Annotated in this window: 13 protein-coding genes; 4 read left to right on the forward strand and 9 right to left on the reverse strand. The window is 54.8% G+C overall.

Annotation, left to right across the window (positions count from 1 at the left end; translation table 11 throughout):
• Positions 1–96: 96 nt before the first annotated feature.
• Positions 97–309: a hypothetical protein gene (locus KDN35_RS18295; RefSeq protein ID WP_230076590.1), complete on the reverse strand. Its 213-nt coding sequence runs from the start codon at positions 307–309 to the stop codon at positions 97–99.
• Positions 310–616: 307 nt separating this feature from the next.
• Complete coding sequence (locus tag KDN35_RS18300; protein WP_212133506.1) at positions 617–1510, reverse strand: LysR family transcriptional regulator; 894 nt, start codon at positions 1508–1510, stop codon at positions 617–619.
• Between the two features lie 144 nt (positions 1511–1654).
• On the opposite strand from KDN35_RS18300, the gene KDN35_RS18305 reads away from it, so the two are divergent.
• The gene (locus KDN35_RS18305) at positions 1655–2875 is read left to right on the forward strand and encodes an MFS transporter (RefSeq protein WP_171565855.1); all 1221 of its coding nucleotides are present in this window, start codon (positions 1655–1657) and stop codon (positions 2873–2875) included.
• Between the two features lie 208 nt (positions 2876–3083).
• On the opposite strand, the gene KDN35_RS18310 is transcribed toward KDN35_RS18305, so the two are convergent.
• Positions 3084–3683 (reverse strand): TetR/AcrR family transcriptional regulator, encoded by a 600-nt coding sequence (locus KDN35_RS18310; RefSeq protein WP_171565856.1) that lies wholly within the window; start codon positions 3681–3683, stop codon positions 3084–3086.
• Positions 3684–3816: 133 nt separating this feature from the next.
• On the opposite strand from KDN35_RS18310, the gene KDN35_RS18315 reads away from it, so the two are divergent.
• On the forward strand, positions 3817–5229 hold the full coding sequence (locus KDN35_RS18315; protein WP_304414596.1) for an MDR family MFS transporter: 1413 nt from the start codon (positions 3817–3819) through the stop codon (positions 5227–5229).
• A gap of 172 nt (positions 5230–5401) precedes the next feature.
• Here KDN35_RS18315 and KDN35_RS18320 read toward each other — a convergent pair whose 3' ends face one another.
• On the reverse strand, positions 5402–6826 hold the full coding sequence (locus KDN35_RS18320; protein ID WP_171565857.1) for a SpoVR family protein: 1425 nt from the start codon (positions 6824–6826) through the stop codon (positions 5402–5404).
• A 163-nt stretch (positions 6827–6989) separates the two neighbouring features.
• On the reverse strand, positions 6990–7172 hold the full coding sequence (locus KDN35_RS18325) for a hypothetical protein (RefSeq protein ID WP_171565858.1): 183 nt from the start codon (positions 7170–7172) through the stop codon (positions 6990–6992).
• Between the two features lie 189 nt (positions 7173–7361).
• Between KDN35_RS18325 and KDN35_RS18330 the strand changes: the two genes are divergently transcribed.
• Both KDN35_RS18330 and KDN35_RS18335 read left to right on the forward strand, forming a co-directional pair.
• The gene (locus KDN35_RS18330) at positions 7362–7736 is read left to right on the forward strand and encodes a DUF423 domain-containing protein (protein ID WP_212133508.1); all 375 of its coding nucleotides are present in this window, start codon (positions 7362–7364) and stop codon (positions 7734–7736) included.
• Positions 7737–7747: 11 nt separating this feature from the next.
• Positions 7748–8593 (forward strand): arylamine N-acetyltransferase, encoded by an 846-nt coding sequence (locus KDN35_RS18335; protein ID WP_212133510.1) that lies wholly within the window; start codon positions 7748–7750, stop codon positions 8591–8593.
• A gap of 65 nt (positions 8594–8658) precedes the next feature.
• Here KDN35_RS18335 and KDN35_RS18340 read toward each other — a convergent pair whose 3' ends face one another.
• The 4 genes from KDN35_RS18340 to mobB form a co-directional block, all read right to left on the reverse strand.
• Entirely contained in the window at positions 8659–9066 is a 408-nt protein-coding gene (locus tag KDN35_RS18340; RefSeq protein WP_212133512.1) for a DoxX family protein, read from the reverse strand.
• Positions 9067–9233: 167 nt separating this feature from the next.
• Positions 9234–10064, reverse strand: coding sequence for an undecaprenyl-diphosphate phosphatase (locus tag KDN35_RS18345; RefSeq protein WP_212133514.1), 831 nt, complete (start codon positions 10062–10064; stop codon positions 9234–9236).
• Between the two features lie 296 nt (positions 10065–10360).
• Positions 10361–12145: a M3 family oligoendopeptidase gene (locus KDN35_RS18350; protein WP_171565863.1), complete on the reverse strand. Its 1785-nt coding sequence runs from the start codon at positions 12143–12145 to the stop codon at positions 10361–10363.
• 333 nt (positions 12146–12478) lie between these two features.
• Positions 12479–12988, reverse strand: a complete 510-nt coding sequence (gene mobB, locus KDN35_RS18355) for a molybdopterin-guanine dinucleotide biosynthesis protein B (protein ID WP_212133516.1) — start codon at positions 12986–12988, stop codon at positions 12479–12481.

Here is a 12988-nt window from a genome sequence, read left to right on the forward strand (position 1 = left end):
AGAGAAAAGCCCTCTCAAGATCGCTCGTCTTGAGAGGGCTTTCACCCAAATTCTTCATTATTTTATTTGATCAGTTCATGAATTGCCGTATATTTCCTACGATTCGGTGTGAAGTAACTGGAACACCGTGCTCAGCAAAAAGATGTTCATGCCGCCGATCAGCAATCCAATCGCCGCCATCAGTCCAAAATTATCCGCACGGAAATCGCTTACATTCATCATAAGCAAAACAGCACCAAGTATTGTAGCTGCCCACGCGAGCCATTTCAAGGTTGTCGCAGCTTTGATACCATTGCTCAATTGGTCCATCGCATCCAACCCCTGTCCGTTTTCTTTGATTGATGGCTCTATTGTAACACATTTTTCACACTTTGTTCACGTTTTGTTCAATTTTTTCTCAAAAAAATGTCGTTTTTTTCGAGAGGATGGGGGACGTTTCCAATCTCGTGGACGGAACAGCTGTTACACGCAGAGCAGAGATCGCCATTTCCATGTTACATACTATGCGGACAGGTTTGACGAGCCGGGGCGGGTTGGAAAAGTTCGCGAGCGATGGCATGTGTATACCCGGAGAGGCCTTGAGATGTGCAAGCCGGAGACTACACCGGATATGCTTTCAACTATTGGCCAAGTTTCCCCCTTGTAACTCATCCTGTAATCTCTTGATAAATGTTTTCGCCGCATGGCTAAGAAACCTGTCAACGCGATAAATAATACCGATATCCCGAGTTGGGCCTCCCTCGATCTTGATGGCACGCAAGTCGGGATCATTCATGGATAAAATTAGTGGCAGTGGTTGAATTGTCGCACCGATATTCGCTTTGACTAATCGAATAAGCGAAAAAGGTGTTGTCGTTTCAATAATAGGATCTAAGCTGAAGCCACGCTTTCTACAACAATCATCGACTATCTCGCGTCCAAGAGTGCCTTTCGGGTACATCACGGTTCTAATATGTCGAAGTTCCTCCAACTCGATGGAGCTTCGATCCGCCAATTCGTGGTTCACCGATACGACCAGCACATACTCTTCGCGGGATAAGGGAATTCTCACAATCCGCTCATCTGGGAGAGGCAGGATTGCAATTCCAATATCCACTTCCATATCCAATACTTGCTTCAAGATTTCGATTGATGTCAATACGGTTAGTCGTATATGAGGAAATTCATGGTGAAAATCGATTAATAGTTGTGTAATTCTGTAATCGAGATCAGATGGGATCGCGCCAATGACCAGTGTTCCACGCTGTTGATTGCGCAGTTCATCAATGGCGTCGATTGCATTTTTTCGGGTTCTGAACATCTGGATACTGTATTCTAGCAGCAGTCTGCCTGCTTCGGTTAGTGCGATTCGTTTGCCAATCCGATCAAACAACGGCATCCCAATTTCATCTTCCAACGATCGAATCTGGTGACTGAGCGTCGGTTGCGATATGCCCAATTTGTCCGCTGCTTTGGTAAAGTGCAGTTCCTCGCATACAGCGACAAAGTATTCTAGTTGTCTAAGATCCATAATGGCCCCATCCCATTTCAATCATTCTTTTTTTCTATCATTTTAATAGAAATCATAATATTGATCAATTAACTTGTGTATTTTAAACTTAACCTCATTCACAAGAAAGTATTCACGCCAGTGATGTTTTAAGGAGTGAGTGTAATGAAACCTCGTTCAACGCTTTTGGTAATCGCCCTATTTTTGGCATCTCTAAACTTGCGGCCGGTTATTTCTTCGATTTCGCCGCTATTAGAGACGATTCGGAGCGATCTCGGAATGAGCGCATCCTCTGCCAGTCTTCTCACCTCTATACCGGTTCTATGTATGGGAATCTTCTCTCCGATAGCTGTCAAGTTGGGAATTCGTCATGGAATCGAACGGATGATAGCGTTAGCTCTAGTGCTCGTGGGCGGAGCTACTGTTCTCCGATGGTTTACGCCTTCTTATACATTCCTGCTACTGACCTCACTGATCGCTGGCATCGGTATTGCGACTGCGGGTCCGCTTCTATCTGGTTTCATTAAACGTTATTTTCCCAGCCAGGTGGCTGCCATGATCGGTGTCTATTCCGTAGCAATGGTGGCTGGAGCAGCCCTAAGCGCAGGTCTATCCGTTCCCTTCCAAAATGCCTTAAATGGCTCCTGGCGATCAGCATTAGGCTTATGGGCAATACTTGCCGTTATCGCTTTGCCTGCCTGGTGGTTATTTGTACCAAGACGTGTAGAGCCGAATCTTGATCAATCATCTTCTCTGAAAAACGCGGGGCAGTTGCCCTGGAGAAATCATAGGGCATGGCTTTTGACAGTATTTTTCGGAATGATGGCGTTTTTGTTCTACTCCATTACAGCATGGCTTGCACCAGCCGTCTCAAACATGGGGTACAGTAAGATTTACGCTGGCAACATGCTTACACTTTTCACATTGGTTCAAATTCCGGCAACCTTCTTGATTCCGATGCTGGTTAATCGTTATCCAAATCGACTTCTATGGATGGTTGCATGCTCTTTGCTTGAATTGGCAGGGTTACTGCTTGTCATCCTTTCTGGTTCACCATGGATTTCTGCGATTCTTCTCGGTATTGGCTGTGGTGGTCTCTTCCCTCTAGGGTTGATGCTGCCGATTGACGAAACATCGAACGCACAAGATGCCAGCTCATGGTCCGCCATGACACAATCGGTGGGATATGCGATTGGAGCACTTGGACCGTTTTTGGTTGGATGGATACAAGACATGACAAACAGCATTGTGTTCGCCTTCGTCGGACTAGCCGTGATCTGCACAGCGATGATTTTCTTGCAACTTTTCATCGGTTCCAAAAAGGAGCCAGACAGAGAACTGCCCGCATTCCCGAAATCCTCAAACTCTCTTGGCAATACCAACTAATTTAAACGATATTGACCTTCCGATCGCGTTCTAGCATAACTGGGGCTTGGCCCCTCCTGTGACCGGACTCTCACCGGCAGGAAAATAAGCTGAGCAACACCGCGCATAAAAAGAGAAGGCATCCTTGAGAATGCCTTCTCTTTTTTATGTGCTTTTGCAGACCCCATTATGCTCTTTAAGATGCTTCTCATCCGTCAACGCGGGCAGCTTAATGTTTCTGATCTTTGGAGAACACCGGCAGCAGCACCTCATCCACCAGACGGGTCAAATACGCGGCAGTGATCCTCTCGTGGCGGATAACATTTTCGACACGCAGAAGATCGAAGGGGAGACGCATTTGCAACTCGGTAAAATCATGGGTGATTTCTCCGCGCCGCTTGGCGTTTTCTTCCACCGTCTTCATAATCCTCACATTGCTGTCGAGCGCCTGTTCGAACCAGTCCCGGAACCGTTCATAATCTCTGCTGAATTCGGTCATCACGGCGCTCATCAGCTTCTGCCCGATGGCATCGAAAAACCGCTGGTAGATGCGGACGACCTCAAGCAAATCGGCGCGCAGACTTCCCTGGTCCCTGAGCAAATCGATCATTCTGCCGCCCATCGCCCGGGTGGACCTGTACTGGACCAGGGCATGCAGCAAATCAACGGGCGTTTCGTACCGGCGGTAAATGACCGTTCGGCTGGTTTGCGCCTGTCGGGCAACGCGTTGAAAGGTCATTTCCTCGTACCCCGATGTTTCGATGATTTCGTACGCAGCGTCCAGAATCGCCTTTTCCAGTTCTTCTCCCCGTCTTCGTTCCGCTTTCAATGACTTTTCCTCCCGAAAGATGCTGCAATCATTATACAACAAATAAGATACATGTTGCACCTTATTCAAAAAGCATGTATACTTATTTCGAAAATAAGATACATCATGTACCTTAATTAAGGAGTGGACGCACGTGAATCAAACCGACGGAACACTGCCGAAAGATCTTGTCCGCGTCGCACTGGTGCTGGTGTTCGGAGCGGTCGCCCCCATGCTGGACACCACCATGGTGAACATCGCGGTGAATCATTTCAGCCGGGATTTTCAAACTTCGCTGGAAACGGTGCAGTGGGTCATGACCGGCTATGTGCTGGCCCTGGCCATCGCCGTCCCTTTCTCCGGCTGGCTGGTTCAGCGGTTTGAGGGTAAATCCGTATATTTCATCGCGGAGCTGCTGTTCCTGCTCAGTTCCCTGCTGGCGGGGTTGTCCTGGAACATCGAAAGCCTGATTGCGTTCCGCATTGTGCAAGGGTTCGCCGCCGGGCTGATCATTCCCCTGCTGACCACGCTGCTTGTACAAGCCGCGGGACAGGATCAAATGGGGCGCTTGATGGCCATCGTGGGCTTGCCCATCATTCTCGGCCCCATCCTCGGCCCGGTCGCCGGTGGACTGCTCGTGGAGTATGCCTCTTGGCGCTGGATTTTCTACATCAATGTCCCGATCGGAATCATCGCCCTGGCTTTGATTTCCATGAAAATGCCGAGATTTCCCGCCACCAACAGACGCGCTGCGCTGGATTGGACCGGCATTCTGCTGCTGGGCGGACTTTCCGCAAGTTTCATCTACGGGATCTCGCGGGGGGCGGAAGGCGGCAGTTTTGGCGGCGGGGCTTCGATCGGCTTTATCGCGCTGGGCGTTATCTTGACGATCGCCTATATCGTTTACGCCCTTGTCCGCTCCTCGGCCGTCATCGTGCCCCTCAGCCTGTTCCGATACAAAAGCTTCACCGGGTCCGTCATCGCCTTGTTCCTGGCCGGTTTCGGGACGAACGGCGCCATGCTGCTGCTGCCTTTGTACTTTCAAAATGTTCGGCACGACTCCGTCATCTCCGCCGCGCTCGCGCTCATTCCGCAAGGTGCGGGCATGCTGCTCGCCAGACCCGTTATTGGGACGCTCACCGACCGGATCGGAGCCCGGCTTATTGTCCTGGCCGCTACGGCGATTACGGTCGCGGGAACCGTTCCGTTCATCCTTTTCCCGCCGGACGTTCCTTATTGGCAGATCGGCCTTGCACTGTTTATTCGGGGAATCGGTGTCGGCGGCATCACGATTCCGGTGATGACGGATTCCTATACGGGGCTCTCCGGCCATCAAGTTCCGCAAGCGAGCGTCGCCACGCGCATCATCCAGAATATCGGCGGTGCCTTCGGTTCGAGCGTACTGGCAACGGTCGTGGCCCTGCAATTGCGACAAGCCGTTCCCGCTCTCCCGCATGAAGCCGCCGCCTATCACACCGGCTTTCTTGTCGCTACCGTGATGACCGCGGCAATGGCCATACCCGCCTTCCTCTTGACAAGCAAGACGAAGGCAAAGGCCCGAGCGTGACCAAGTGCTATTGAAAATACTTGAGTCCGCTTGGAAAACAAAGGGAAATTGTGGCAAAGCAAAGCCCCAAACTTCCCTGCTGATCAGGGGGTTTGGGGCATTGCTTTTGTAAGCCGCGGTGAGGGGGGAGTCTGGGCTGTGCCTTTTGTCTTCTATCTATATCATTACTCATTTACAAAAACCGTTTGTGCACCTTTTTTCCATCGTAGGTAAACTGCACCGCACGCTCCTCGATCACCGTCTCCAGATGGACGTTTTTGCCCCAAAGCTGGTAGATGTACGGCAGCGTCTTTTCCAGGTACTTGACATCCAGCTCCAATCCCTCGTAGTAATGCTTCAGGTACAGCTCGCCGGCCCGCAGGTAATCGCCGTCTTCGACCATGACGTACGGAAAGCCGCCGTTGACACGCGTCGCGGCCAGGCCGTCCCGCACCTGTTCCCAGGATTTTTCCGTCACCACCCAGTCGTTTCCCTGCTTGCCGAACAGGTACAAGTCCAGCTTTTCGACCAGCTCCTTGGTCAGGTAATTGCGCAGAAAGCTGATGTCCGACTCCAACTCGCGCACCTCGAAAATCTTTGCCCTTCCCTGTCCCGGCTTGCGTCCATAGCGCTCCTGCTCTTCCTTGGTCGGGTTATCCCAGCGCTCCTCGATATCCTCAAAAATTTTCAGCCCGAGATGATACGGATTGATGCTGGTCGGCGACGGTTGGATCACCGAGGCGTGCAGCTTGGCAAAGTCGATCGTCTCCGCTTCCGTCAGGTCCAACTCCCGCAGGATGCGCAAGTGCCAGTAGGTGGCCCAGCCTTCATTCATGATCTTCGTCTCCAACTGCGGCCAGAAATAGAGCATCTCTTCGCGGATGATTGTCATGATGTCCCGCTGCCAGTCCTCCAGAACGGTGCTGTACTCCATGATGAACAACAGCAGGTCTTTCTCCGGTTCGGGCGGGAACTTGCGGGTCGGCTTCCCTTGATCGGCTGGCTGTTCGTCTGTGCGATCCAGCCGCCACAGGTCGTCGTACGGCGTGGTCCGCTCTGTTTTGCCCGGTTTGCCGGTCGTCTCCTCCACCTCCCGCTTCCAGCGCAGTTTCGGCCGCAGCAGACTGGGATCGATGTGCTCCTGAATGGACAGGCAGGCGTCCAAAAACGACTCCACTGCCTCCTTGCCGTGCTTGATCTCGTACTGCCGAATCCGCTCCGAGCTGGCCGCCATGCTCTCCACCATGTCGCGGTTGGTGTTGGAGAACCGCACGTTGTTTTTGAAAAAGTCGCAGTGGGCCAAGACGTGGGCGACGATCAGCTTGTTCTGGATCAGCGTGTTGCCATCCAACAGAAAGGCGTAGCACGGGTTGGAGTTGATCACCAACTCGTAGATTTTGCTCAAATTGAGGTCGTACTGGAGCTTCATCCGGTAAAAGGATTTGCCAAAGCTCCAATGCGAGAACCGCGTCGGCATGCCGTACGCGCCAAACGTGTAGATGATGTCAGCCGGGCATATCTCGTAGCGCATCGGGTAAAAGTCAAGGCCAAAGCCTTTGGCGATTTCCGTGATTTCTTCAATCGAGCGCTCCAGTTCCTTGCGTTCGTCGTTGGTCATGTCGCTTCCCCCCATTTCTTCTCTCCACTATGTATATGGGAGCAGCTTGCATGAGAGCACTCGACAAGACGACGATGTAAAGCCGACCACCTTTGAGCTGGCCAATGACAAAGACGCCCCTTTTGCCGGGACGTCTTTGCCGCTGTCTGCACTAATCCGGTTGTTAACCTTGGATCCAGTCGCGTACGCCATAATAAATGAGTGCACCCGAGAACACGACTGCCGCCACGATACCAACGCCATCGACGACAGGATCGATAAAGGAGAGGAACGTGCCTTCCAGCGGAATTTTCAAGAAGGACCAACCGCCTACGAGGCCGCCCACCAGCGTTGTCCATTTGCCCATGCTGCTCACCTCCTGCGGCGGCGACATCAGAAAGCTGCCGCCTTACTGCATCCTATGTCGCAAGTTGTGAGACGGTCTGGACGAAAGGCCAAAGTGCGCGTTCAACAATTTGCAATTGGGCATGAACGCCGTGATTGCGGTACAATAACGCTATATATGCATATCGTTACACAAAGGAGCGAATGTTTCGTGCGTATCTTTTTATTGCTTGGCGCTATCAGCGGTTTTCTCTCCGTCGCCTTGGGCGCATTTGGTTCCCATGTGCTGAAAGGCAAACTGAACGACTACCTGCTCAGCGTCTACCACACCGGGGTTACCTACCAGACGACACATGCGCTGGCGCTGGTGCTGGTCGCCCTGCTGTGCAAATGGTACCCTGAATCGTCTGTCCTGACCTGGGCGGGCTGGTGCTTCACTGTCGGCACCCTGCTCTTTTCCGGCAGCCTGTACGCCCTCAGCTTCACCAACATCAAAGCGCTCGGGGCAATCACGCCATTTGGCGGCGTCCTGTTCCTGGCCGGCTGGGCGCTTCTCGCCGTGCACGCCTGGAAATCTGTCTCGTAAGGAGGTTTTCCATGTCGCGGTTACCCGCTTGGGCATCTGCCTATCTCCATCATCTGGGAATAGCGCCGCGCCCGGCCGATTACGCCTTTCTCAGCGAACTGTGCCGCGCTCATCTGCAGGCGTTTCCGTTTGAAAACGTCGGCAAACTGCTGCAGGCCCGGCGGCCGGGGCACAAGAGCCTCCCCTCGCCTGAACAGTTTGTTGCCGACGCCGTCCGCTGCGGGTTTGGCGGCACCTGCTACGCCATCCACGCCAATCTCCTCTGGTTGCTAAGCGAGCTGGGCTTTTCTGCACATCTCGTGCCGGTGGGAACCTCCCATACGGCGGTCATCGTCCGGCTGCCGGAATGGGGAGGAGAGCCGGTCTACGTCGATCTGGGCTCCACCGCCCCCGTGTATCAGCCGGGCCGCTTTCGCCGCGATCCCGACAACTGCATCCGCTTTGGCCCGGAGACGGTGCGAATCACACCGGATGCGGAGCGGCCGGGCCGCTACCAATACCTGCATTACCGGGGGGAGAAGCTGGTGAACGAAGACTGGCACTTTGACCCGGAGGAGCGGCGGGAGCCGGACGATTTCGCCGAAGCGATCGACCGCTCGTTTGCCCCCGGCGCCTTCTTTCTCAACTGCCTGCGCATCCATGTGTATCAATGGGACAGCGAACGCAGCGTCTCATTGAAAAACAACACACTGCTGATCACGCACGCTGACGGCGGCGAGCGCCGGCTGACGCTCGGTTCCCTCCGGGAGCTGGAAGAGACGGTGGCGGACGAATTCCGCCTGCCCCGCTTGCCGGTCAGGGAGGCGGTGGAGATCCTGCAGTCGCGGGGCGTTGATCTATTTGCAAATGAAACGTAGACACGTCTAGCTGGCTGCTGCTGCTGGAACAGCCGGTGTACGGATGCACGAAAAAAACCGCTGGATCAGCGGTTTTTTAAGCGAAATCGAGGGTCACAAGGCTTGCCTCCCTGATCCTCTCTTTGCGTGACGGCCAGATACATGGTCACCGCCAGCAGGATGAGATCCAGCTCGTACCCTCCTGCGCCGTTCGCACCGATCAGGCCGTTTGACCATTTGACGGTAACGATGGCACCGACCATGATCACAGCCAGAAGCAGCGACGCAGGCCGTACCGCCAGCCCGATCACAAGCGCCATCCCACCCAGCAGTTCCGCCAGCGTCACCAGATAGGCCAACCATGTCGGAAGTCCGACACTCCCGAACCACTCGGCCACCACTCCCAATCCTTTTTGCAGCTTCTGCAGGCCGTGGGCAAAGAAAATCAAGCCCGTCACCATCCGCAGGACGACGAACGCCGCTTTCTCCCGCATCCGACTCCCTCCTCACCACCAGCATATGCCGATGCCCGGACAAACAGCATCACGATATCCGTCCCCGCCAACAAAAAAAGCAGTCGGAAAACCCAATTGTTCCCGACTGCTTTTTACGCTTGTCCGGCGAAGGTCCGCTTTCGCCGATACCTCCAAAGCCGTTTTTCTTACATCAGGACCAGATACAGCACCGCTGCCAGCACGATGCGATAAAGGGCAAACGGAACCAGTTTGATCCGGTTGATCAGCTTCAAGAAGAAGCGGATGAAGAGCAGCGCAAAAACGAATGCGCTGATGAAGCCGACCGCAAAAAACGGCAGGGCATCAAGGGTGAAGGAATCCCAGTGCTTCAAGAGCGACAGGCAGCTTGCCCCCAACATGACAGGGACAGCCATGATAAAGGTAAAATCGGACGCAGCGCGGTGGCTCAATCCCAACAGCACCCCGCCTGAAATCGTCGAACCGGAACGGGAGAAGCCCGGCCACAGCGCAATGCATTGAAACAACCCGATCAAGAAGGCCTGCTTGTACGTAAGCTGGTCAACCGTCTCCACTTTCGGCCTGCCCGGGCGGAACCAATCAGCGGCCAGCATCAGGAAAGCGCCCGCCACCAATCCGATCAGCACGGTGTTCACCGAAAACAGGTATTGGTCGATGTAGTCCTCAAACAGGAGGCCCAATACGGCAGCCGGCAGCAGCCCGACGATCACCTGACCCAGCTTCAGTTTGCGGCCGGAGGCTTGTCCGCCTGTCGCGCGTCTCCGCAGCCCGAGCAGATCGAAAAAGCGCTCTTGAAAGACGATTACCACAGCCAGGATCGATCCGAGCTGTATCACCACCTTGAAGGTGTTGGCCACCTCGGGGGAAAACATCTCCTTGGATTTCAGCCACATATCGTCAACGATGATCATATGCCCGGTCGAGGAGACGGGCGCAAATTCCGTCAGTCCTTCCACAAGCCCTAACACGAATGCTACGAACATTGACCACAGATCCATTGTACTCACCTTTCTGGCAAAAGAGGCAGTTTGACGACGCCGTTTGCCTCCTCGCTTGTCTCGCGCATGATCGCTTGCGCCACGCCCTTCATTTTAACGTACTTTCCCATTCACCCCAAGCCTAAATTTTTTTGCTCCGTTCGTCCCATAAAAACCCCCGCCGGAGCTTGAGACACCGGCGAGGGTTACCCTCACGCCGCCGGCAGACGCCTGGCGGATGTGCTGATGTGCAGGGCGCGGGATCAATTCCCATCCGATCGTCGGGATGACGTCCGCTCGCGCTGATATTCCACGTTTTATTTCGTCAGGTGGAGAAACTCGTCGATGTCGGCGACGGCCCGATCCACGGCCTTCTGCCAAAACCGGACGTCGGTAATGTCCTCATCCAGATGCCGTTTTGCCAGCTCTTCCACGGTCATCCGTCCCGTATCGCGCAGCAGGGCGTCGTACTTGTCGGCAAAGGCCGGTCCCTCCTGCAGGGCGCGCGCGTACACGCTCAGGCTGAACAAATAGCCGAAGGTGTACGGGAAGTTGTAGAAGGGATACGTCGTGATGTAAAAATGCAGCTTGGACGCCCAGAAAAGCGGCTCGTATTCGGCCAGCGCGTCGCTGTACGCCTTTTTCTGCGCTTCCAGCATCATGCGACTCAGCTCCTCTGCGCTGACCAGCCCGTTTCTCCGCTTGGCGTAAAAGTTTTTTTCAAACAGGAAGCGGGCCTGGATGTTCATGAGAAAGGCGATGGTCTGCTGCACTTTGTCTTCCAGGAGAGCCACCCGCTCCTCCGTACTGGCGGCGTTCTTCACCGCCGCGTCCGCCACGATCATCTCGGCAAATGTAGAAGCCGTCTCCGCCACGTTCATCGCGTAGTTTTGCGCCAGCGGGGGCAGATCGTTCATGACGTGCTGGTGATAGGCGTGCCCCAGTTCATGCGCCAGGGTGGACACGTTTTGCATGCTGCCCGCGTAGGTCATAAACACGCGAGACTGGCCCTTGGCCGGAAAGCTGGTGCAGAAGCCGCCTGGCCGTTTGCCTGGCCGGTCCTCTGCCTCGATCCATCCATTCTCGAAGGCGTTTTGAGCAAAGGCGGCCAATTTCGGGCTGAACCGGCCAAACTGTTCGAGGATGAACGCAGCGCCTTCCTCATAAGACAACTTCTTGTGCTGACGGCCGATCGGAGCGGACAAATCGTACCAGCTCAATTTGTCCACGCCCAGCAGCTTGGCCTTGCGCTCCAGGTACGCGACGAGCCGATCTTTGCGGTTGTCGATCGCCTGCCACATCGCGTCCAGCGTCTTTTCCTGCATCCGCCCGATGTCCAGCGGCTCTCGCAGCACGGAGTCCCATCCCCGATGCCGGTACAGCGCCAGACGAAAACCGCCCAGGTGATTGAGCGCCTGTGCGCACAGTTCCGCCTCCTGCGCCCAGGCCTCCTTCCATTTGGCAAAAACGCGAGCGCGGACGCTGCGGTCCGGATGGTGCATCAAATTGGCGGCCTGGCCGACGGAGAGACGCTTCGTCTCGCCATCCACCTCCACTTCGATGGTCATGCGGCCAACGACGGTATTGTAGAGGTCCTGCCAGGCGTGGTATCCGTCCACGGCCAGGTCGTTGGCCAGCACCTCCTGAGCGGGCGGAAGCTTTTCCTTTGCCCGTCTGCGTCGTTCATTGAGATTGAACGCGACCGGCTTCACCTCCGGAGCGGCGAGCAGCTTGTTCCAGGCCGGCTCGTCGATCGCGAGCAGGTGTTCCTCCCATTTGGACAGCGCCGCAGCGAATGACGCGGATACGGTTTTCACCCGTCCGCTCAGGAGTTTGGCCTGTTCGTCTTTTACATCTTGGGCGGTCAGGCAGGAGACAAACGCTCCCGCCTCCTTCAGCCGAACAGCAATGCTCTGCACTTGGGTGAGCAGGGAAACAAATGCATCCTTGTCGTCGATCCGCACGCGATCGGCGCTCACCTGCGCCTGCAGTGCGGCAATATCTCCTTCCAGCATGCTGAGAAATGCGCGAAAGGACTCGGACTCGCTTCCGCCGGAAAACAGCACCTCCAGATTCCAGCGCATCGGCAATGGCGTTTTCATGTATATCCCTCCCTGATTATGTATACGCACAAGTACTCTCTTTCACAGCACTCAGCAAAAACCTCTTTTTCAGTCAAAATTTTTGTATATGATCCTGCTGTAGTTACCACATGCTTCACTTACAAGGAGATTTCTTACATGAATTACCTCTTTCAACGAAAAAAGCAACCTGCAATGTCAGGTTGCTCAGCATGCAGACAAAGTCCGTGGCGCATGGGTGATCGGGCCCGCTCGCTCTCTTGACGACCAAGCAAAGAAGTGGATGATGTCCGCTCCAAAACGCGACGCGGGCAGGGGGCACAAATCTCACCCGCCACATATTGCCCGCTCCCACTACCGTTCTTTCATTATATATCTGTTCAGGATAAACCTGGCCACACCCGCTGCGTCGTCAATGGCGTACACCGGCAGTGTCGGGTGCGCAAACGGCTCCCAGCTAGCCACAGCCACGGGCCGGGTGACTGCCTCCACCAATTCACGGTGCGCCGGGTCGCGGAGCACGACCAGTTTCTCGTAGTCCTCTTGCTTGAATCCCTCGACCAGAACAAAATCGGCACCGGCTTCCGCCATTCGTTCCACCAAAACAGACAGCGGGACGGGCTTCAGCTCCAGCATCGCCGTCTTGCTCCGCGAGACGATTGCCACCAGTGACGCTCCCGCATCGCGGTATCGCCATGTGTCCTTGCCCGGTCGGTCCCACTCAAAATCGTGACCGCCGTCGTGTTTGATCACGCCGACGCGCAGCCCCTCCTGCTCCAGCAGCGGAATCAGTTTGGTCAACAGCGTTGTCTTGCCCGAATTGGAATAGCCCACCACCTGCAGCACGCTCGGCTTGTTTGCCAT

This window comes from Brevibacillus sp. NL20B1 (assembly GCF_018195675.1).
Lineage (GTDB): Bacteria > Bacillota > Bacilli > Brevibacillales > Brevibacillaceae > Brevibacillus > Brevibacillus aydinogluensis.

Coding starts and splice junctions, on each gene's coding strand:
- KDN35_RS18305 (WP_171565855.1), top strand. CDS start 1,655: ATGAAACCTCGTTCAACGCTTTTGGTAATCGCCCTATTTTTGGCATCT.
- KDN35_RS18300 (WP_212133506.1), bottom strand. CDS start 1,510: ATGGATCTTAGACAACTAGAATACTTTGTCGCTGTATGCGAGGAACTG.
- KDN35_RS18340 (WP_212133512.1), bottom strand. CDS start 9,066: ATGCGGGAGAAAGCGGCGTTCGTCGTCCTGCGGATGGTGACGGGCTTG.
- KDN35_RS18335 (WP_212133510.1), top strand. CDS start 7,748: ATGTCGCGGTTACCCGCTTGGGCATCTGCCTATCTCCATCATCTGGGA.
- KDN35_RS18325 (WP_171565858.1), bottom strand. CDS start 7,172: ATGGGCAAATGGACAACGCTGGTGGGCGGCCTCGTAGGCGGTTGGTCC.
- KDN35_RS18345 (WP_212133514.1), bottom strand. CDS start 10,064: ATGGATCTGTGGTCAATGTTCGTAGCATTCGTGTTAGGGCTTGTGGAA.
- KDN35_RS18320 (WP_171565857.1), bottom strand. CDS start 6,826: ATGACCAACGACGAACGCAAGGAACTGGAGCGCTCGATTGAAGAAATC.
- mobB (WP_212133516.1), bottom strand. CDS start 12,988: ATGGCAAACAAGCCGAGCGTGCTGCAGGTGGTGGGCTATTCCAATTCG.
- KDN35_RS18295 (WP_230076590.1), bottom strand. CDS start 309: ATGGACCAATTGAGCAATGGTATCAAAGCTGCGACAACCTTGAAATGG.
- KDN35_RS18350 (WP_171565863.1), bottom strand. CDS start 12,145: ATGAAAACGCCATTGCCGATGCGCTGGAATCTGGAGGTGCTGTTTTCC.